This is a genomic window from Lentilactobacillus sp. SPB1-3, assembly GCF_026913205.2.
Taxonomy (GTDB): domain Bacteria; phylum Bacillota; class Bacilli; order Lactobacillales; family Lactobacillaceae; genus Lentilactobacillus; species Lentilactobacillus terminaliae.
In genome coordinates this window covers 994,684-1,014,903 of sequence record NZ_CP168151.1, presented here as the reverse complement: position 1 = coordinate 1,014,903, position 20,220 = coordinate 994,684, and the positions used below count along the sequence as shown (strand labels likewise).

At 39.0% G+C, this 20,220-nt stretch carries 23 protein-coding genes and 1 other annotated feature (1 of these 24 only partly in view); of the genes, 1 reads left to right on the top strand and 22 read right to left on the bottom strand.

From position 1 onward, the window contains the following. Nucleotides 1-2 precede the first annotated feature (2 nt). From rsgA to gmk, 9 genes are all read right to left on the bottom strand, one after another. Complete coding sequence (gene rsgA, locus O0236_RS05125; RefSeq protein WP_268913035.1) at nt 3-887, bottom strand: ribosome small subunit-dependent GTPase A; 885 nt, start codon at nt 885-887, stop codon at nt 3-5. Between the two features lie 71 nt (nt 888-958). Continuing rightward, nucleotides 959-3,064 (bottom strand): Stk1 family PASTA domain-containing Ser/Thr kinase, encoded by a 2,106-nt coding sequence (gene pknB, locus O0236_RS05120; RefSeq protein WP_268913034.1) that lies wholly within the window; start codon nt 3,062-3,064, stop codon nt 959-961. Then, nucleotides 3,057-3,806 carry a Stp1/IreP family PP2C-type Ser/Thr phosphatase gene (locus O0236_RS05115; RefSeq protein WP_268913033.1) on the bottom strand — a complete coding sequence of 250 codons (750 nt, stop codon included), beginning with the start codon at nt 3,804-3,806 and terminating at the stop codon, nt 3,057-3,059. The genes pknB and O0236_RS05115 overlap by 8 nt, the downstream gene beginning before the upstream one ends. 14 nt (nt 3,807-3,820) lie before the next feature. After that, nucleotides 3,821-5,161: a 16S rRNA (cytosine(967)-C(5))-methyltransferase RsmB gene (gene rsmB / locus O0236_RS05110; protein WP_268913032.1), complete on the bottom strand. Its 1,341-nt coding sequence runs from the start codon at nt 5,159-5,161 to the stop codon at nt 3,821-3,823. Further along, on the bottom strand, nt 5,162-6,106 hold the full coding sequence (fmt, locus tag O0236_RS05105; RefSeq protein ID WP_268913031.1) for a methionyl-tRNA formyltransferase: 945 nt from the start codon (nt 6,104-6,106) through the stop codon (nt 5,162-5,164). A gap of 12 nt (nt 6,107-6,118) precedes the next feature. Next, nucleotides 6,119-8,509 carry a primosomal protein N' gene (gene priA, locus O0236_RS05100; RefSeq protein WP_268913030.1) on the bottom strand — a complete coding sequence of 797 codons (2,391 nt, stop codon included), beginning with the start codon at nt 8,507-8,509 and terminating at the stop codon, nt 6,119-6,121. 15 nt (nt 8,510-8,524) lie between these two features. After that, complete coding sequence (gene coaBC / locus O0236_RS05095) at nt 8,525-9,721, bottom strand: bifunctional phosphopantothenoylcysteine decarboxylase/phosphopantothenate--cysteine ligase CoaBC (protein WP_268913029.1); 1,197 nt, start codon at nt 9,719-9,721, stop codon at nt 8,525-8,527. Between the two features lie 97 nt (nt 9,722-9,818). Continuing rightward, nucleotides 9,819-10,031, bottom strand: coding sequence for a DNA-directed RNA polymerase subunit omega (rpoZ, locus tag O0236_RS05090; RefSeq protein ID WP_268913028.1), 213 nt, complete (start codon nt 10,029-10,031; stop codon nt 9,819-9,821). A 1-nt stretch (nt 10,032) separates the two neighbouring features. Further along, nucleotides 10,033-10,647: a guanylate kinase gene (gmk, locus tag O0236_RS05085; protein ID WP_268913027.1), complete on the bottom strand. Its 615-nt coding sequence runs from the start codon at nt 10,645-10,647 to the stop codon at nt 10,033-10,035. Nucleotides 10,648-10,804: 157 nt separating this feature from the next. Here gmk and O0236_RS05080 point away from each other — a divergent pair, with 157 nt between their 5' ends. After that, complete coding sequence (locus O0236_RS05080; protein WP_268913026.1) at nt 10,805-11,113, top strand: hypothetical protein; 309 nt, start codon at nt 10,805-10,807, stop codon at nt 11,111-11,113. A gap of 71 nt (nt 11,114-11,184) precedes the next feature. Here the strand turns inward: O0236_RS05080 and recN are convergent, their stop codons facing one another. The 13 genes from recN to rplU all read right to left on the bottom strand — a co-directional run bounded on the left by recN (nt 11,185) and on the right by rplU (nt 20,131). After that, the gene (gene recN, locus O0236_RS05075; protein WP_268913025.1) at nt 11,185-12,888 is read right to left on the bottom strand and encodes a DNA repair protein RecN; all 1,704 of its coding nucleotides are present in this window, start codon (nt 12,886-12,888) and stop codon (nt 11,185-11,187) included. 15 nt (nt 12,889-12,903) lie between these two features. Next, a complete protein-coding gene (locus tag O0236_RS05070) occupies nt 12,904-13,362 on the bottom strand; it encodes an arginine repressor (RefSeq protein WP_268913024.1) in 459 nt (152 codons plus the stop codon). Between the two features lie 15 nt (nt 13,363-13,377). Beyond that, nucleotides 13,378-14,193 carry a TlyA family RNA methyltransferase gene (locus tag O0236_RS05065; protein ID WP_268913023.1) on the bottom strand — a complete coding sequence of 272 codons (816 nt, stop codon included), beginning with the start codon at nt 14,191-14,193 and terminating at the stop codon, nt 13,378-13,380. A 4-nt stretch (nt 14,194-14,197) separates the two neighbouring features. Beyond that, nucleotides 14,198-15,085: a polyprenyl synthetase family protein gene (locus tag O0236_RS05060; protein WP_268913022.1), complete on the bottom strand. Its 888-nt coding sequence runs from the start codon at nt 15,083-15,085 to the stop codon at nt 14,198-14,200. Beyond that, a complete protein-coding gene (locus tag O0236_RS05055) occupies nt 15,072-15,320 on the bottom strand; it encodes an exodeoxyribonuclease VII small subunit (RefSeq protein ID WP_268913021.1) in 249 nt (82 codons plus the stop codon). The genes O0236_RS05060 and O0236_RS05055 overlap by 14 nt, the downstream gene beginning before the upstream one ends. Beyond that, the gene (gene xseA / locus O0236_RS05050; protein ID WP_268913020.1) at nt 15,310-16,671 is read right to left on the bottom strand and encodes an exodeoxyribonuclease VII large subunit; all 1,362 of its coding nucleotides are present in this window, start codon (nt 16,669-16,671) and stop codon (nt 15,310-15,312) included. Before xseA ends, O0236_RS05055 begins: the two co-directional genes overlap by 11 nt. Then, nucleotides 16,664-17,527: a bifunctional 5,10-methylenetetrahydrofolate dehydrogenase/5,10-methenyltetrahydrofolate cyclohydrolase gene (locus tag O0236_RS05045; protein ID WP_268913018.1), complete on the bottom strand. Its 864-nt coding sequence runs from the start codon at nt 17,525-17,527 to the stop codon at nt 16,664-16,666. Before O0236_RS05045 ends, xseA begins: the two co-directional genes overlap by 8 nt. A gap of 59 nt (nt 17,528-17,586) precedes the next feature. After that, entirely contained in the window at nt 17,587-18,000 is a 414-nt protein-coding gene (gene nusB, locus O0236_RS05040) for a transcription antitermination factor NusB (RefSeq protein ID WP_268913307.1), read from the bottom strand. Next, the gene (locus O0236_RS05035; RefSeq protein ID WP_268913017.1) at nt 17,990-18,442 is read right to left on the bottom strand and encodes an Asp23/Gls24 family envelope stress response protein; all 453 of its coding nucleotides are present in this window, start codon (nt 18,440-18,442) and stop codon (nt 17,990-17,992) included. The genes nusB and O0236_RS05035 overlap by 11 nt, the downstream gene beginning before the upstream one ends. 27 nt (nt 18,443-18,469) lie before the next feature. Then, nucleotides 18,470-19,030 (bottom strand): elongation factor P, encoded by a 561-nt coding sequence (gene efp / locus O0236_RS05030; RefSeq protein WP_268913016.1) that lies wholly within the window; start codon nt 19,028-19,030, stop codon nt 18,470-18,472. A 120-nt stretch (nt 19,031-19,150) separates the two neighbouring features. Beyond that, the gene (gene rpmA, locus O0236_RS05025; RefSeq protein WP_191984825.1) at nt 19,151-19,444 is read right to left on the bottom strand and encodes a 50S ribosomal protein L27; all 294 of its coding nucleotides are present in this window, start codon (nt 19,442-19,444) and stop codon (nt 19,151-19,153) included. 25 nt (nt 19,445-19,469) lie between these two features. Then, nucleotides 19,470-19,802 carry a ribosomal-processing cysteine protease Prp gene (locus O0236_RS05020; protein ID WP_268913015.1) on the bottom strand — a complete coding sequence of 111 codons (333 nt, stop codon included), beginning with the start codon at nt 19,800-19,802 and terminating at the stop codon, nt 19,470-19,472. Between the two features lie 20 nt (nt 19,803-19,822). Further along, nucleotides 19,823-20,131, bottom strand: a complete 309-nt coding sequence (rplU, locus tag O0236_RS05015; RefSeq protein WP_125008122.1) for a 50S ribosomal protein L21 — start codon at nt 20,129-20,131, stop codon at nt 19,823-19,825. Nucleotides 20,132-20,148: 17 nt separating this feature from the next. Then, nucleotides 20,149-20,220, bottom strand: a sequence feature (ribosomal protein L21 leader region); it runs 1 nt beyond the window's last position.

Here is a 20,220-nt window from a genome sequence, read left to right as displayed (position 1 = left end):
CCTCACTTTGTTTTATAATTTGGTTTGCGATTTTTGATTTCAGTGTAGATTTGGAGATAATTGTCATACCGGGATTGCATAATTTCGCCTGTCTCGACTTCTCGCTTAACTTCACAGTCAGGCTCATTAACGTGAACGCAACCTCTAAAACGACATTTAGCGGATGCTCGCTTGAATTCTGGGAAATACTGTCCCAAATCTCTAGCGTCTAACTGAATGGGATCATAAGAAGAAAATCCAGGAGTGTCAGCAACCAGTCCGTCACCAACTTTTAGTAATGCCACTTTTCTGGTGGTATGTTTACCACGATTTAAAGCTGCAGAAATCTCTCCTGTTTCCAAGTTAAGTTGTGGAGTGATATGGTTCAGTAAAGTTGATTTACCAGCACCAGTCTGCCCCATAATCACGTTTTCCTTGCTGGAAAGTAACTTCTCGATTTCAGCTAGTGATTCTTTTGAAAAAGCTGTTTTAGGAAGTACAACGTCGTAGCCAATCTGACGATATCCTGCAGCGATCACTTCAAATCGCTTTAACTCAGCTTCACTTAACAGATCGGTCTTAGTAAAGTACAGCACTGGTTGAATACCAGCAACCTCTAAGGCCAACAATTCTCGATCAAGTAAATTACTAGAAAAATCCGGCTGTTTAACAGCCGTGGTCACAATTGCCTGATCGATATTGGCGATTGGCGGTCTAACTAAGGAATTAGTTCTGGGTAGCAGCTTTAATATGTACCCGTCTTCAAACTCAACTTCATCCCCAACTATCGGCGTCAATCCCCGCTTCCTAAAATTACCTCTAGCTCTAGTCCGGTAAATCTCATTATCATCATCTGACAACACATCATAAAATCCACTTAAGGATTGGTAAATCTTGCCTTTTGCCAATTGATCACCTCGATAAAAAATCACTTCCCTTTTATTATAAGAGAAGTGATTCGATTTTGCATTAACTTCTGTTAGTGCATTTGATAAGTAATGTTGTTATCCCGTAATATCGTCTTGCCATCCCGAACGATTTTATACTTACCAATTTCGTCTTTAGTAAGTTCAAACGGTAATGAGACCGTAGTATCACGGGAAATTACCATCTGTTTATAAACTTTAGATAAATCATGATCATGATCTTTAAGATATATCAAAATAACGTTTTCTGTTTTAGATTGAGATGAACTCTGATCATCTAATGACGAAGAACTATTTCCAACAGGATCTCCTGTTAATCCAGAAGTACTATCTGAACTGATGGAACTGTCATTGTTTGATTGAGTAATCGACTTAGAATCATCTCGATATGGAATCGTTACCTTAGTACTAAAACTCTTTAAATCATTAGAAGTTTTCTTACCTCGAGAAATGTAAACCATGATACTGCTACCCTGCTGGACTTGTTCGTCAGCGGCTGGTGTTTGACTAATAACTTCACCATTAGGGACATCGTCTGAATAAGCATAATCAAATGTCGGATTCAATTTCACCTTGTTAGTGTAATCAACCACCTGATCTTTAGTCATCCCAGTAAGGTCTTTTAACGTGATTTCTTTGATTCCAGTAGACACGACAAAGGTTAATGTCTTTTTATTAGGATCGTAATGCCTGTTAGGATTGAAATTTTGTTGAAGAATCTTACCGGCTGCAAATGAACTTGAAGGAGCACTTCGTCGCTTAACTTTAAATCCCTGGTTTTTAAGCCGGACAGCTACTTTATTGTATGATTGGCCAACGTAATTATCTAACTTAACCGTCCTGACACCGGAACTAAGTAACAAGTTAACTTTATCACGTTTATGCAGTTGCACACCTTCATCCGGAGTAGAACTGATCACTCGGTTTTTATCAATAGAATAACTATTCTTATAAGTTATCTTACCGACTTTTAGATGAGCATCTAATAAACTCTGCTTAGCATCACTTTCAGTTAATCCAGTTACCTGAGGTACTCTTGTTCGACCATTAGCCGTAGCAATCAACACACCAAAGATTATTAAAATGATTAATAAGCCACCCAAGATAAGCCATCGACGGCGATGATGACGGCGCTTTTTGGGCTTTTTGTCTTTAGACTTTTGTTTTGGTGTATCATCAGACTTTTCTTCATGATCCTGACTATCTTCAGGAGCCGCCTTAGCTGCTAGCTTATCTGAATTTAAACCAGTGGATTGAAGAGGTGAGAATGGCATCACCCGAGTTTTATCATTGCTGTTGTCTTTAGGATTCGGTTCGAATCTAGGTTCTAAAAGACGATCCAGAGAAAGTGATGTCTTTAAATCATCAGCTAATTCATCAACTGAATCGTACCGATCATTAGGGTCCTTAGCAGTGGCCTTTAAAACGACGTTCTCAAGCGGTTGCGGAATTTTAGGGTCAATGTCTCTCACTGATGGAATCGACTCCTGAGAGTGCTTGATGGCGATTGAAACAGCCGTTTCGCCATCGAATGGCACATTACCCGTCAACAATTCATAGAGAATGATTCCCAATGAATAAATGTCTGAACGTTTAGTTGCCATTAATCCCTTGATCTGTTCAGGAGACAAATAGTGAATTGAACCGATTATCGACCTAGTTTGCGTCATAGTATCTTCGTTAGTAACTCGAGAAATACCAAAGTCAGTAATCTTTACGTAGCCATCCCCATTAATTAAGATATTTTGTGGTTTCAGGTCACGATGGATAATACCGTGACGGTGAGCTTCTCCCACGGCACTACAGATTTGTTCCATAATATCGACAACTGTCGCATAAGGGATGGGTGAATAATCCTTGATATAGTCCTTAAGATCTTCACCATTGACCCACTCCATTACGATGTACTGCATGCCTTCTACTTCATCAACGTCATACACACCGACGATGTGCGAATTATTTAGTTGGGTAACAGCTAATGCTTCATTTTGAAATCTTCGTTTGGCTTTAGGATTGTCCCTAAAGTCTAAGCGTAAAAGCTTAACAGCGACTTTTCGGTCTAATATCAGGTCTTGTGCCAGATAAACATCTGCCATACCACCTTCGCCGAGTCGGGAGATAATTTTATATCTCCCATTCAATACATAACCGCTATTCATCAGTATCACCTGCCGATTCATAGCTCATAATTAAAACGGTGATATTATCCAATCCGCCATTATCGTTAGCCAAAGTAATTAATTTTTCACATTTTTCCTTAACTGAAGTTGATTCGCCTAATACCCGAGCAATGGTGTCATCATCGACCATGTTGGTCAATCCATCACTACATAGCAAAATTTGATCATTATCCTGAAGTTGAAAACCTATATAATCAGCGGTCGAGGCATCATTGATCCCTAAACTTTTAGTAATAATGTTCTTATATGGATTATTCTTGGCCTCATCAGGAGTTAGATTACCAGTCTTAATCAGTTCGTTAACGTATGAATGGTCTTCTGAAACCTGTTGAAGTTGACCATGAGAAAATAAGTATCCCCGGCTATCACCAATATTAGCAATAAAACCGTCGGCACCAGAAATCAACGCAGCAACAAATGTTGTCCCCATTCCCTTAAGGTTCGTATCCGTATTGGATTCGGCTAAGATCACGTCATTAACTTTATTTAATTCTTGGTCTAGCCAGGCCTGGGCATCTTCAATCGATGCCAGATCAGTTTTGGCAAAACTATTCCCTAAATTAGAAACTACTAATTGAGAGGCAACTTCACCAGCTTTATTGCCACCGATACCATCAGAAAGTAAAGCTAAGGTTACCCCCGCCTGATTCTTAAAAGTGCCAACTGCATCTTCATTTTTATCACGAACTTTGCCAATTACCGAATTATAGGCGATCTTCACTTAAATCAACTCCATTATTTATCTCTTCGTAAAGTACTTACGAAAAAGCCATCAGATTTATAGTCGTCAGGGTAAATTTTTAATAATTTGTTATCAATATTAGCAGATAAGTCTCTATTAGTTGCCACAGTGACTAAAGAGAAGTCTGGATGACTAGCCAAGAAGTTATCGACCACATCCTGATTTTCTTGGTTCAAAATTGTACAAGTACTATAAGTAATCGTACCACCAACTTTGACCTTTGGTGCAACAGCAGTCAAAATCTCTTGTTGAATATTACTTAGCTTTTCTGAATCAGCTAGAGTCTTTGAATAACGAATTTCAGGTTTTCTGCGAATCAACCCTAAGCCAGAACAGGGAGCATCCACTAAGATTGAATCAAAAGTTTCATCAGCAAACTTTTCGTCGACCTTTCGGGCATCTAAAGCTAAAGTAGTTACTTTGTCATCTAGACCCATTCGTTGGGCATTCCGCTTAACTACTCTCAACTTCTTATCATGAATATCTAAAGCAGTTACCATCCCTGAACTCAATTGTTCAGCGATTTGAGTAGTCTTACCTCCTGGGGCGCTACAAGCATCTAAGATATTATCATCACCTGAAATGGTCATTGATTCAACAGGTAACATAGCACTTTCATCTTGAATAGTAATAATGCCATCTTTGTACAACTGACTATTGATTGCTAACTTACCTTGAAGAATTAATCCGCTGGTAGCGACAGGGCTCTCAGAAACCTTAAAGCCTTCTTCCTCTAACGTAGCAACGATTTCATCTTTAGGCATATCAGCATGTTGGTTCATTCTGATTGATTGCTTAGCGGGATGGTTGATAGACCGCAAAATTGCTTCAGTCTTGTCTTTGCCTAATTGCTCGTCAAGAGTTTTAACTAACCAGACGGGGACACTGGTTTGAATGGAAATTCTTTCAGGACGATTATTAATTTTGCTTGGGTCTAAAAGTCCTTTTCTGTCAATGGCATGCAAAACACCAGTTACCATTCGACGAATACCGTCATGCCCATTTCGCTTAGCAATTTTAATAGTTTCATCAAAGATTGCCCGTTTAGGAACTCGATCAAGATATTCCAATTGATATATGGCAGTGTATAAGAGTTCTTTGACCCAGTCTTCGGTATCATTGGCGTCTTTCAAGAATGGAGCTAATTGGTATTCAAAAGTTAGCATATGTTGTAAGACACCATACACGATATTTGTATACAAGGCCCGATCTTCAACATTCATCGTTGATTTTTCAAGAACTGAATTGATTTGGAGATTTGAATAAGCTCCCTTAGCCGTCAAGACTAATGTTTGCATTGCTAATTCTCTTGGATTATTTGAATCGATTTTCATTTAGTTAATCACCTTTTGACCTTCTTGAAGTGCTTGTCCAGCACCATTTAAGTAGTCAGTTATTTTTTGTTTGGGTTTACCTGCTGGTTGAACGACTAATAGTGATAAGACAGTGCCATCGCCAGCCGCAATCAGTAATTCATGTTTACTCTTTGATACTACCGTACCAGGGGCAAGTTCAGTAACCTGTTCTTCGACGGCAGACTGCCAAATCTTAACTCGTTTGCCATTAATGTCTGTGTAGGCACCAGGATTAGGTCTAAGTGCTCTGATTTTGGCGTCAACTAAAAAGGCAGGTTGAGAGAAATCTAGCTCCTCTTCTTCTGGTTTGATATTGGGACTAAAAACTACCTCATCTTCAACTTGAGGGATGGGTTTGATTTCACCTGAAATTACTTTTGGTAGTGTCTCAAGTAGTAAATCTCGACCCACTAAACTAAGTTTGTCAAACATCGATGCAGTATCGTCGTTGTTTTCAATGTCGATGGCTTCCTGAGCTAAAATATCTCCAGCGTCCATCTTCTTTACCATGTACATAATCGTAATACCGGTTTGCTCATCCCCATTCATAATTGCATATTGAACAGGGGCTCCTCCCCGATATTTAGGTAGTAAGGAACCATGGACATTGATTGCCGCGATATTTACCGCATTCAGTAACTTGGTTGGCAAAAATTGTCCATAAGCCGCCGTGATAATCAAATCAGGATTAGCATCAATGATTGTGGCCATTTCTTCGCTACCGGATAATTTGGCCGGTGCTAACACCGGAATATCAAATTCTTCAGCAATTTGTTTGACCGGGGTCTTTTTCAATTCGTGTTTTCTTCCAACGGGGCGGTCAGGTTGTGTGACTGCGTATAACACGTCGTAGTCCTGTTCAACTAGACCTTTTAAAATTGGAACTGCAAAACTGGGGGTTCCCATAAATACAACAGATGTCAAAATAGTTTCCTCCTAAATAAAGTCTAAGGGTTCATTATCTATCGATAACTGAACATCCTTTAATTTTTGTGATTCAGTCAAAATTTTATCTAATGCCGGCTTTAGTTGATCCTCAAACCGGTACTTAATGATGGTTTGATAATAATAATGATTGTTGATTCGAGTAATCATCTTCGGAGTTGGTCCTAATAGAATTGCTTGGTTACTTAATTGACCCTTAAGATAATTCGTCAGTGACAGCATTTGACTCAACACTGTCCGCTCGTTTTTGGAATTCCCAGTGATTTTAATCGTGTAATAAAATGGTGGGTACTTACCGATTCGACGAATACCCATCTCTTTTTGATAGAAAGCTTCATAATCTTGGCGTTGCGATAACTGAATCGCATAGTGATTAGGGTTATATGTTTGAATAACCACTTCACCAGTCTTATCGGCCCGACCGGCTCGTCCAGCCACCTGAGTTAGTAGTTCAAAAGTCCGCTCACTAGATCTGAAATCTGGGAACTGTAATGCTGAATCTGCATTCAGTACACCAACTAATGTCACATCCGGAAAATCTAGTCCTTTAGCAATCATTTGGGTTCCTAACAAAATATCTGCTTCTTTATTGGCAAAGGCGTTGATAATCCGTTCATGAGCTCCTTTTTTTCTAGTCGTGTCGACATCCATTCTTAGTGTTTTAGCACTAGGAAATAACTTGTGAACTTGTTCTTCTAGCTGTTCACTACCATAACCAAAACTACGAATCTTCTTACTTTGGCATTGAGGACAAGCTTCTGGAATGGGCTCTTCATGACCACAATAATGGCACTTCAATGAATGACTGCCCTTATGAACAGTTAATGAAATATCACAATTAGGGCATTGAGGCACATACCCACAACTTCGACACATCAAAAATGAGGCGTAACCTCGACGATTAAGCATAAGGATAACCTGCTCATGGCGGGTTAATTTTTCGGAGATTTTAGTTTGTAGTGCTTGCGCTAGCAATGAACTGGAATGCTTCATTGCTTCTCGCATATCAACCACGTCAACTTTGGGCAAAACTTGATCATTGATCCGGTGTGGCAACCTAAGTAATTGGTAAACACCCTTTTGGGCTCGTGCTCGTGATTCTAATGAAGGTGTGGCACTACCAAGAACCACTGGACAATGGTTATACTCAGCTCTGAACTTGGCAACATCCCTAGTTTGATACCGCGGATTATCCGTTTGTTTATAACTGGCATCGTGCTCTTCATCGACAATTATCACACCTAAGTTGTTAATGGGTGCAAAAATAGCTGAACGAACACCTACGACAACTTTAGCTTCACCACGATTGATTCGTTGCCACTCATCATATCGTTCACCGTTTGACATCGCGCTATGAAGCATCGCCACCTGATTACCAAATCGTGAACGAACTCGGTTAACGATTTGTGGAGTTAATGTGATTTCTGGCACCAACATCAAAGCCGCTTTGCCTTGCTTCAATGCTAAGTCCATAATTTGTAAATAAACTTCAGTCTTACCCGAACCAGTAACACCTTCAAGTAAGAAGCACTCATTTAGATTAGCCTTGATTGCGTCAGTAACTTTATCGACCGCTACCTGTTGGTCCTTATTTAATTCAAGTGGTTGACTAGGCTTAACTGGTTGCATAAATGGATCACGGTTTTGATGTATCTTGGTGGCTTGTGCCCACCCACGATTAACAGCGGTTTTGACCGTGCTGGCAGAAATGCCTTCTTTGACTAAATCAGCTTGGACAAAATTGGTCTCTGGATGGCCAATTAACTTTTTTAATAATTGTTGCTGGCCAGTCGCATTAGCACGGACAGTAGTCAATTCAGATGTCAGTTGTTCAACGGACATAGCCGCCTGGACACCTAATAATTCGACAGCTGACGCAGACCGTTTTAAATCGTAGTCGACAGTTACTAGTTCCTGCTTGATTAGTGACAGCACTTGGCTAGTTGTCTGCGGATTAGTATTTGAAGCTAGTTGCACTTCTGATTGACCATGAAACAACTCTTCGTTGTCAGCAATTACTTGTGGTGATGTAGCAACAATTTTTTTGGTCATTGAAGCCTTCATGCCACCTGGCAACATAGTTTGTAAGCAACTAATTAAAAAAGCATAGGTTGTTTCACTCATCTTGATGGCCAAACTCATTAATTCAGGACTAATAACGGGTGTCAAATCGATAACTGAATCGATTGGTTTTAGTTTACCGTCAAAATCAACATGGTCAGTGACTTCTATCACGAACCCCGTAATTTTCCGGTGACCAAATGGAACCTGGACGCGCATGCCCACAAGAATGGCACTACTTAGGTTATCTGGAATTAAATATGAAAATGGCTTATTCGTTTGTCGACTAGGTACATCTACGATAACCTTCGCAACTTGCAAGGTCGTCCCTCCAATCTAAAGTTTAGCGATAATTTGAATTAATTCATCCGCCACTTTTGCTTTGGATTCAACTACAGTTTTTTTAGTCTGACCATCAGGCCACATAAAGGTGACTTGGTTTTGGTCAGAGTTAAAGCCAATTTGGGAATTAGCCACATCATTGGCCACAATCAAATCCAAATTTTTGGACTGAATCTTTTTAGTCGCGTTGGCCAATAAATCATTGGTCTCAGCAGCAAAGCCCACGACGAATTGTTGTGGCTGCTTGATGGCACCGACTTGTTTGACAATGTCAGGATTCTTGACCATTGATATCGTCAAATTGTCATTATCTTTAGTCTTTTTAATTTTGTGATCTGCGACGACGGCTGGCCGAAAGTCAGCAACTGCAGCGGACATGACCAAACCATCGGCTGAAGTAAATCTTTTCATAACAGCAGCCTCTAACTCTTTGGCAGTGACTACGGGGATGAAATCAACTCCATTGGGAACAGGGATGCTCGTGTTGGCAGCAATTAAACTTACTTCAGCTCCAGCATTTGCAGCAGCTTGGGCAATGGCAAAGCCCATTTTACCTGATGAATGATTGGTAATGTATCGAACTGGATCGATTGCCTCCCTGGTTCCACCAGCAGTCACAATGATATGTTTGCCCTTAAGAATTTGCTCCGGCAATAAAACGCCATTTACCCATTCTAAAATATCAGTGGGTTCTGGCATCCGACCTTTACCATTATAACCCTCTGCTAAAAATCCAGTAGCAGGACTCATAATGTTTACACCATCAGCTTGCAATTGAGCTAGATTTCGTTGATTAGCAGGGTTGGCTAACATATTTGAATTCATCGTCGGCACGACAAATAACGGTGCATGATTAGCCAATAAAACAGTGCTGGCAGCGTCGTCTCCAATACCATTGGCCATTTTACCAATGATGCTTGCCGTCGCTGGAGCAACAATTGTCACATCCGTATGATCGGCAATATCAATATGTAAAACTTTATCGACATCATAGTCCTGAAACTCATCAATGATGACTTGTTGTTTACTTAATGTTTGAAAAGTTAGGGGCGTGACGAACTTTGCTGCCGCCTTGGTCATAATTACCCTAACTTGGTTGTCATTCTTAATTAACTCTCTTACTAAAATTGCTGATTTATATACTGCGATGCTACCCGTAACGATCAATGTTACTCGTTTATTTGAAAACATCCCATTCACCACCTAATTTATTATCAATTCAATTGTAACAAAGGTGACCAAAATAAAAGAAACCGAGAACGTTTAAATTCTCGGTTTACCATCAAGCTTAGTCGTAATCTTTTTCGTTTTCGTCAATCTTCAATAGGCCAGCTTCAACTTCTTCCAAAGCTTTACCAACTGATTTTTGTGATTTGTATTCGTTAAGCAATGGTTTAGCTCCAGCATCAAGCTCATGAGCTCGTTTGCTTGCTAAAGCAATCAATGAATAACGAGAATCAATTTTGTCCAATAATTTATCAACAGATGGGTATAGTAACATATTAATTATCTCCTAACATAGATTCATAATCTGGCATCACACGAGTAACCTTAAGTCTTTCGCTTCGAATAATCAACTTAATACGGTCGACCGCCTTATTAACTTCATCATTTAAAACTGCATAGTCATAATTACGCATCATGCGAATTTCTGACACAGCAGTTTGGATCCGTTTGTTAATGACGTCCATATCGTCAGTTCCGCGACCGATTAAACGGTGTTTTAATTCCATTAAATCTGGCGGAGTCAAGAATACGAATACTGCATCTGGACAATTTGCCCGAACTTGCATGGCACCATTAACTTCAATTTCCAAAAAGACATCCTTACCGGATTCCAATGTTTCGTTTACATATTTTAATGGCGTACCATAATAATTGTCAACGTATTTGGCGTATTCAAGCATTTCACCATTTTGAATATTGTCTTCGAATTGTTCTTTAGAAACAAAGAAATAATCGACCCCGTCTTTTTCACCATCTCTGGGTTTTCTGGTAGTCATTGATGTTGAATATTCAAAATCAATATCTGGTTCATCAAATAGTGCCTTACGAACAGTCCCTTTACCAACTCCGGATGGTCCAGATAGGACGATTAACATTCCTCTTTTTGTCATTGAAAAATCCCTTCATCTTTTTAATAATAACAATAATTATCTCTCTAAATGACTGTTTTGACAAGGGGGGCAAAATTTCATTTCAAATTGCCGGTTGCAATTCAGAACATTAGTTCGTATAATGAAAACACAAACAAATGTTCGGAGTGATTATAAAATGCAAAACAATCAATCATATTTAACCGATATCACGAATAACGTTAAGCAGAATTATCAGAAATTATTGAACGTCCTACCTTCTCACCAACACATGGCACAAATGCCACGGCAACAGTTACAATACTTTGCTGATCAAGCAATCGCTAGAGACTTTCCCGTAACAGTAACTTTTAATGATGATACTATTGCTCTAAGTGGCAACCTACTCCATTTAGGTAACGACCGCTACTTGATCCAAGAACGGGCTACTAATTTGTCAAAACTATTCTTTTTAAGTGAATTGACTGCTATTCGTAAATTGGCTTAACATCACGATAACTTTAAAGGCATCAATCATCAATGTTTCTACAAGATGATTGGTGCCTTTTTTGATATAAATTACTTTAGATTTTTTCTGATAACTTCCTTTTCATGACTAGCAAGTTTTAATAATTCCTCAGCATGCTCTCTAGTAATCTTAGTTACTTCAGTACCAGCTAACATTCGTGACAATTCATTAATACTGTCATTTTTATCAAGTTCTTGTAAATGAGTCATAGTCCGATCACCAGATACTTGTTTGGAAATAAAGTAATGTTGATCACTCATTGCAGCAACTTGTGGCAAATGCGTAATACATAGCACTTGTGATTTAGCTGAAATTGTATAGATTTTGTTTGCGATTGCTTGTGCAACCCGCCCAGACACCCCTGTATCAACTTCATCAAAGATAATTGATGTCACGCCCACGGCTTTAGCAAATATCGTCTTCAAAGCAAGCATGATTCGCGATAATTCACCACCAGAAGCTGACTTAACCAATGGTAATAACTTTTCACCGGGGTTAGTTTGGATGAAGAATTCAACCGCATCCATCCCGTTTCTAGTTAATTCCTTAGTTGGCTCAATGTGGACTTCAAACACTGCTTTTTCCATATATAGATCTGCTAATTGATGTTGAACACCATTCTTCAGCTCGACCGCTACTGCCAGGCGCTTGTTAGAAATTGTCTTAGCCATCGCTACCAACTGTTGTCTAGAAGCCTCTAAACGTTCTGCTAGATCACTATCTTCTGCAGCTGAACCTTGCATTTGTTCTAACTCGTCACCAATCGTCTTACGATATTCAAGTACTTGGCTCAAAGTATCACCATATTTTTTCTCTAGTTGATTAATTAAATTTAACCGCTGTTCCACTTCATCCAGTGTGTTTTGATTAAATTCAAGTGTGCTGATTTGATCTGATAAAGAATTAACGGCGTCTTGTAGCGCGTAAAATGCTCCAGAAATATCTTCAGAAATCTGATGAAAGTCCGGATCAAGGTCATCAATGGCCTGCATAGAACTCATAGCCGTACCAACACCGTCTAGTGAACTGCTCTCATCACTATTCAAACTTTCATAGCTAGTGACTAGGGCATCATGAATACGTTGGAAATTATTTAATCGATCTCGCTGAGCAATTAACTCCTCTTCCTCACCGGAAGAGAGTTCGGCACTATCGATTTCATTAATTTGAAATTTCAGCATGTCCAATCTCTGAGCCCATGCTTTTTCGTTTTGACTTTTTTCAGCACTAGCAGTTTTGAGCTTTAAATAATTACTGTATTCAGATCGATATTCAGTTAGTAAATCAGTTAGCTCAGTTTCACCAAATTCATCTAACAAAGAAATATGTCGTTCGGGATTCATCAGCTCTTGGTGGTCATTTTGGCCTTGAATGTCAACGATAGTTTCGCCAATTCGCCGAAGAGTAGAAATGTTAACCAGACGACCATTGACGCGACAACTGTTTCTGCCACTTTCAAATAACTCACGTTCAATTACCACGCTACCATCATCATGATCAATTTCCAAATCATCTAGTAGACCATAAGTTGGGTTACTTTCATCCAGCACAAAATTACCGGCAATGATGGCTTTCTTAGCCCCAGTTCGAATAAAATCCTTAGAACCGCGGGAACCTGCCAATAACGAAACTGCGTCAATAATGATAGACTTTCCTGCACCAGTTTCACCAGTTAGAACTGTCATCCCTGATTGAAAGTCAACATCCAAATGTTCAATTATGGCAAAATCAGTTATTGATAATTCTAATAACATTAATCAACCTTCTCACTAGATGCCTTTAAGCATCTCGTTTACTCGATTTTTAAATTCAATTGCTGCTTGATCTGATACACAGATTACTAAGACTGTGTTGTCGTCACCAAGCGTGCCAAAAACGTCGTCAAACTTCAATTGATATAACAAGCTTGAAATAATTGGTCCACTACCAGGTAAGACCTTCATAAAGACTAGTTTATCCTGAGTGTCAATTGAGACAAAAGAATCCTGAATAGACTGAACTAGTTTTTTTTCGGTATCGATGTTCTTTTGCGTTGGCAAGCTATAACGATAACCGCCACTAGGAGAAGGAACCTTAACTAGTTGCATTTCTTTAATATCACGAGAAATCGTGGCCTGAGTCACCCAAACATTTTGATCCGCTAAAACCTTCACAAAGTCCTCTTGAGTTTCCAAGTCATTTGTTGACAACAAGCTACGAATAATTCTTTGGCGATCCTTTTTTCTCATAATAACCTCCTGGGCCTAGTCCTTTTTTAACTCAGAATAAGCGTTTTCAATGACTTTTTCAATTGAAACATTTGCGGAAATTGATGGTTCTTCAACAGATTTTAGTAAAACTAAGAATTCTATGTTACCAGAGCCACCCTTGATTGGTGAAAAGTCTAAGTTTTCAACTTCAAAACCACTTTCAACTGCAAACGATAAAATAGTATTCAATACTTCTTTGTGAACTGCTGGATCACGGACAATTCCATGCTTACCAACCTTGGCTTTACCGGCCTCGAATTGTGGTTTGATCAGGGCAACTACTTCTCCATTAGGCACAATAATATCTTTTAAAGTTGGCAGAATTAATTTCAGTGAAATAAATGACACATCAATTGAAGAGAATTCCGGTTGGCCATCTGTGAAGTCGGCGACTTTACTGTAACGGAAGTTAGTATGTTCCATTACTACTACTCGAGGATCTTGGCGGAGCTTCCAAACCAATTGATTACTACCAACATCCAAGGCATAACTTAACTTAGCACCATTTTGAAGCATCACATCGGTGAAACCACCAGTTGAACTACCGATATCCAAAACAACTTTATCAGCAACACTTACGTTAAATACTTTAAGAGCCTTTTCCAATTTTAAGCCACCACGACTAACGTATGGCATTGGCTTGCCCTTAATATGCAACTCCGTATCAACTGGAATTTTGACACCCGGTTTATCGAGTCTTTCTTCATTTTTGCCCAAGACTTCACCAGCCATCACTGCTCGTTTGGCCTTTTCTCGGGTATCAAATAATCCTTGTTCAACTAATAAAACATCTACACGTTGTTTTTCCATTTAATTATATTTCCTCAATCTTAAAGTATCCACATAACGCTTTTAAAATTTCTGTGTCATAGCCCTGATCATTTTGAATCTGATTCAAAGCGTCTAAAGCGTCATTAATTGTTGCTTTCAAGCGCCGTTTTGATTCTTCCATACCAAATAAATTAGGATATGTATTCTTGCCGGCATCTTGATGAACAGGCTTGCCAAGTGTTTCCTGGCTACTGGTTACATCTAATATATCATCATAAATTTGAAAAGCTAAGCCATAATCATCCGCAAATCTGAGATATTGCTGACGCTCACTTGGCTTTAAACCACCAACAATCAATCCAGATTCAACAGAGTAATGGATTAAAGCGCCCGTTTTGTTTTGGTGTAAAATTCGCAGTTGATCAGCATTTAGTTGACGATTTTCGTTTAAAACATCATCAGCCTGGCCTGCTACCATTCCAGCTGGACCTGAAGCAATGGCTAATTTTAAAGCTAACTCGCTTTTGATTTCTGGCAGAAGCTGATTGTCACTCACCCATTGAAAAGCCAACGCTTGAAGAGCATCTCCTGCTAAGGTTGCCAAAGCATCACCGTACACCACATGATTGGAAGGTTTACCTCTTCGAAGATCATCGTCGTCCATTGCTGGCAGATCATCATGAATCAATGAATAAGTATGCAATAGTTCAACAGCTGATATTGCCTTTAATGTGTCTTTTTCTACAGATTGGCCAAGTGAAATCAACGTTGCCAAAGCTAACAATGGTCGCAGTCTTTTACCACCAGCATCCACGGAATATTGCATTGCGGACACTAGTTGAACCTGCGTACCATCAACAGCAACTTGCTCTTCTAATAAGTGATTGATCTTAGGTATCCATTCATCTTCAAATTGTTTAATGTTGATCATTGTCTGTCGTGTCGTCTCCTGAAGTTTCAAATGCTGATTCTTTACCGCTATCATCAATAATCTTGGCCATGGTCTTTTCTGCGGTAGTTAATGTTTTGGACAGATCTTCGCTTAGTTGCATACCATCCTTAAACTTAGTAATCGATTCTTCCAAGGGTACATTACCTTGCTCTAATTCATTTACAATAACTTCTAATTCCTGCATCTTTTCTTCAAAAGTTTTACTATCTGCCATCTTTTTCCTCTCGCTTGTCCTCAGTAATTTTAGTTACAGCTGCTGTGAATGTTCCATCATTTATGTGAACGTTTAGTTCATCGCCCATTTGAACTTGATCAACAGAAGAAATCAATTTTTCATCTTTATCAGTGGTAAATGAATACCCACGAGCTAAGATTTTTAGTGGACTCAAATGATCCAATGATGATACCGCAATTTGGTATCGTTTTTTGATTTCTGATAATCGCAATGTTTCTGATTGCGCCATTCGCAAATTCATAGATTCAACTGTTTGTTTCAGCTGATCAATTCGATTAGTTGGTGCAGTGATTTTCAATCGATTATTCAATTCATTATATTGAGTCTGGACTCGGTTAAGATTTTGATTGTTGTTGGCAATTAACTGTTGTGTCAATAAGTCAACTCGTTGCGCATAAGTTTCATAAATTCTCTGAGGAGATTTGAAAACAGCCGCTTCTTGGAGTTTGACTAATCTTAACCGGTTTTGCTTGATTAACTGATATGCAGCATTCATCAAACGGTTTTGATTGTTATTAATATCCAATAATACTTGGTCTAATTTAGGAACCGCTAATTCAGCAGCGGCAGTTGGTGTGGCTGCTCGAACATCGGCCACTAAATCCGCAATCGTGGTATCAGTTTCGTGACCCACTGAAGAAATCACGGGAATATCGCTAGTCGCAATAGCTCGTGCAACGTTTTCTTCATTAAATGGCCACAAATCTTCGATTGAACCACCACCACGACCAATAATCAAAGTATCAAAATCACCATATTGATTGACCCGATTAATTTGTCGAACAATATCGTTACTAGCTTCAGTTCCTTGAACTAACGCCGGGAATAACACTATTTGGGCAATGGGATAACGGCGACGGGCAGTAGTAATAATATCCCGAATAACCGCACCACTTGGTGAAGTGACGACCGCAATTCTCTTCGGATATTTAACTAATGGTCGCTTAAGTTGGCTAAACAAGCCTTCAGCATCCAAGCGTTTCTTTAATTGCTCATACGCTTGATATAGTTGGCCAACGCCGTCTGGTTCCATTCGTTCAATATATATTTGGTAGCTTCCCGTTGGTTCATACAATGAAATATGACCAACTACTAGAACTTTCATACCTTCTTCAGGAGTGAATTTTAACTTATTAAAAGCTGACTTAAACATAATTGCACTAATTTTAGCGTTGTTGTCCTTCAAACTAAAGTATTGATGAGCATTAGCCCGTAAACGAAAATTAGATATTTCCCCTGTTAAATATACCTTAGTTAGATACGGATCGTAATCAAACTTTTTCTTAAGATACTGAGTTAGTGCTGTAACTGTTAAATACTCGTTATTCACGCAAAAGACTCCATTCAGTCAAATCGACAGTTTGTTGCATTAAAGTAGCAATCGTCATAGGACCCACGCCACCAGGAACTGGGGTAATAAATGATGCCTTTGGTTCGACATCATCAAAATCAACATCACCCACTAAGTGACCATCTTCGTTCATATTTTGGCCGACATCGATTACTACTGCTCCCGGCTTAACATCGTCAGCTGTTACAGTGTGCAAATGACCAGTGGCCGAAACAATCACATCGGCATTTTTAGTGTAACTAGCTACATCCTTAGAATGACGGTGGACAATGGTAACACTAGCTCCGGCATTCAACATCAATGCAGCCATTGGTTTACCCACGATTGCACTCCGACCAATCATCACAACATCTTTACCCATCAAATCGATATTATATTCTGAAAACATTGTCATAATACCCTTGGGCGTACATGCAACTGGATAATTAGAATTGTCGTTTAAGTATAGTTTACCAACGTTTTCAGGATGAAAACCATCAACGTCTTTTTCTGGAGCAATAGTTTTAGTAACTAATTTTTCATCAATTTGATTTGGCAACGGATCTTGTACAAGAATGCCGTTAACAGTCTTATCATCATTAAATTGACGAATCAATGTTAGTAATTCTTCTTGAGACACATCACTTGATAATTCCTTGATTGTGGAATTAATACCCAGCTTTTGTGCAGTTCTATGTTTATTACGGACGTATCGTTGACTAGCTTGATCAGCACCAACGATGATTACCACTAGTCCAGGGACAATATCATGACTAGTGCGCAACTTTTCAACTCGCTGAGCGGTCATTTCGTTTAACCGTTTCGCTAAATTCTTTCCGTCAATTAATGTTGCCAATCAAACCACTCCTTTAGATAATTTTATGTATAAAAAAATAGATTTACAAGTTCGTAAATCTATTTTACCAGTTCTTCATGGGCGTGTGACAAAATCCCGTTAACAAATTTTCTTGAACGATCATCACTGAACTTCTTAGCTAATTCAATGGCTTCATTAATTGCTACTTTGGCAGGAACATCATCGACATACTTCATTTCGAATAATGCCACCTCAATAATAATCAAATCAGTCTTAGCAATTCTAGAAATTGACCAACCACTAGTTAGGTTATCTTCAATTAAAGCATCTAATTCAGCTTTATGTTCAACTACGCCAGAAACAACTGTAGTTAAATATTCAGGAACATCCTGACCATATTTACCATCGGTAATCACTGCGTAAAAATCATTTACATCAGTTTTAGCGTTGGTATTCATCGCAAACAGCGTTTGAAACGCAATTTCACGAATCTTGTGACGATTAATTTCCACTAGTTTCACCATTTTCTGTGTCATCGTTAGCAAACGGATTATTAGGGTCAACTGAACTTTCAGTCTTTTCAGGAACAACCCCTTGAACATGAACGTTGACTTCTGAGACTTTAAGTCCAGTCATAAAGTATAATTGTTGTTCAACTTGGCCTTGAATTTCCAAGGCAACCTTGGGAACAGAAACCCCATAGTTCAAGAAAACGTCAATATCAACTACCAATTCATGAGCAGCGTTGTAAGAAAGCTTAACTCCCTTACCGTGTTCCTTTTTTCTACCAATTAATTCGTTTAAACTGGTGGCAAGTGAACTGCGCATCCGGTTAACTCCGTCTACTTCAGTAGTTGCAACACCAGCAATAATTTCAAGAACATTAGGTGCAATTTGAATGTTACCTAATTCAGGATCATCACTTTGCAAAATAATGTTAGTTTCATCAGCCATTGTATAGCCTCCGTTTCAGTTCAGAAATTAGCCTCTGGAAATGTAAGTACCATCTTGAGTGTTAATAACCAATTTGTCGCCTTGGTTAACAAAGAATGGTACTTGTAAAGTTAAACCAGTTGTCATTGTAGCAGGTTTTGATCCACCTGATGCAGTATCACCTTTAATACCTGGTTCAGTTTCAGCAACTTCAAGAGTTACAGTGTTAGGTAATTCAACACCAAGAGTTTCGTTACCGTATTGAATAACACTAACTTCCATGTTTTCTTGTAGGTATTTTAATTCTTGTGTGATTTGAGCAGCTGGGATGCTGATTTGATCGTAAGTATCAAGATCCATAAATACGTGATCATCGCCATCAGCATACAAGTATTGCATCTTACGAGTGTCAATTTGAGCTTGTTCCATTTTGGCACCGGCTCTAAATGTCTTTTCTTGAACGGCACCAGTTCTTAAGTTCTTTAGCTTTGAACGAACAAATGCGCCACCCTTACCTGGTTTAACGTGTTGGAAACTAATAATTCTCCAGATTGCGTTATCGACTTCGATAGTCAATCCGTTTTTAAAATCAGCAGTTGATATAGCCATTTTAAATCCTCCTCGATTTTTATAACATACTTGATTATATAATACTTTTGCCTTAAATAGTTAATTTTTAAATATTGGCATAAAAAAAGGACCCGGTAAGGGCCCAATTTTAGTAAATCTTTATTTAGCAGCAGCTTCCTCAAGAGGATATACTGATACTTGGCGCTTATCGCGGCCTTTACGTTCAAAGCGAACAACACCGTCTACCAATGCGAACAATGTGTCATCGTTACCACGTTTAACATTGTTACCTGGGTAAATGTGAGTACCACGTTGACGGTAGATAATTGAACCACTTGTAACAGTTGAGCCATCAGCTGCCTTAGCACCTAAACGACGACCAGCAGAGTTACGACCGTTGGCAGTTGATCCACCACCTTTATGGTGAGAGAAGAATTGTAAATTCATTTTCAACATAGGATTCACCTCCGTATTTAATTTAGTTAGTTTTTAAAATAATATATTTAGAATAACTTTCCGCAATGTCTTTCATACCATTCTCGAAAGTATCTAAAATTGCATCAGCTTTAACTGATTTCTTAGCATCATTTAAAACTGGAACCGAGACCGACAAATAACCACCATTCTCATCATCACTATCGACAGTTAAATCAACGCCGGCAACTTCCTGTAATCCATTAACAGTAGTAATACTTAAAACCGAAACAGCAGAACAGACGATGTCTTGTCCGTACTCTCCAGCATCTGCATGGCCAGTTAGTTGGAATCCGCTGACGTGTCCTGAGTAGTGATCAATTGATGCTTGAATCATTTAGCCACCCCCGATTTAAGTTAGGCCTTGATAGAATTGATAACAACCTTGGTGTATGGTTGACGATGACCCTTCTTTGAACGTGAGCCTTTTTTAGCCTTGTAACGGAAGATAACAACCTTCTTTTCACGACCCTGTTTTTCAACAGTACCTTCAACTGATGCTCCATCAACTAATGGAGAACCAATCTTAGTAGAATCGCCACCGACCATAACAACTTGATCAAAGGTAACCTTGTCGCCTTCATTTGCGTCTAATTTTTCAACGTAAATTGCTTCGCCTTCGGTTACTTTGTATTGCTTACCACCTGTAGTAATAACTGCGTACATATATGTGCACCTCCTTATAATTTGCTTAGACTCGCCGAAAATAAGCGCCTTTCGGACTTAGAAGCTCATTTCGTGCGGTTGTAGCTGTG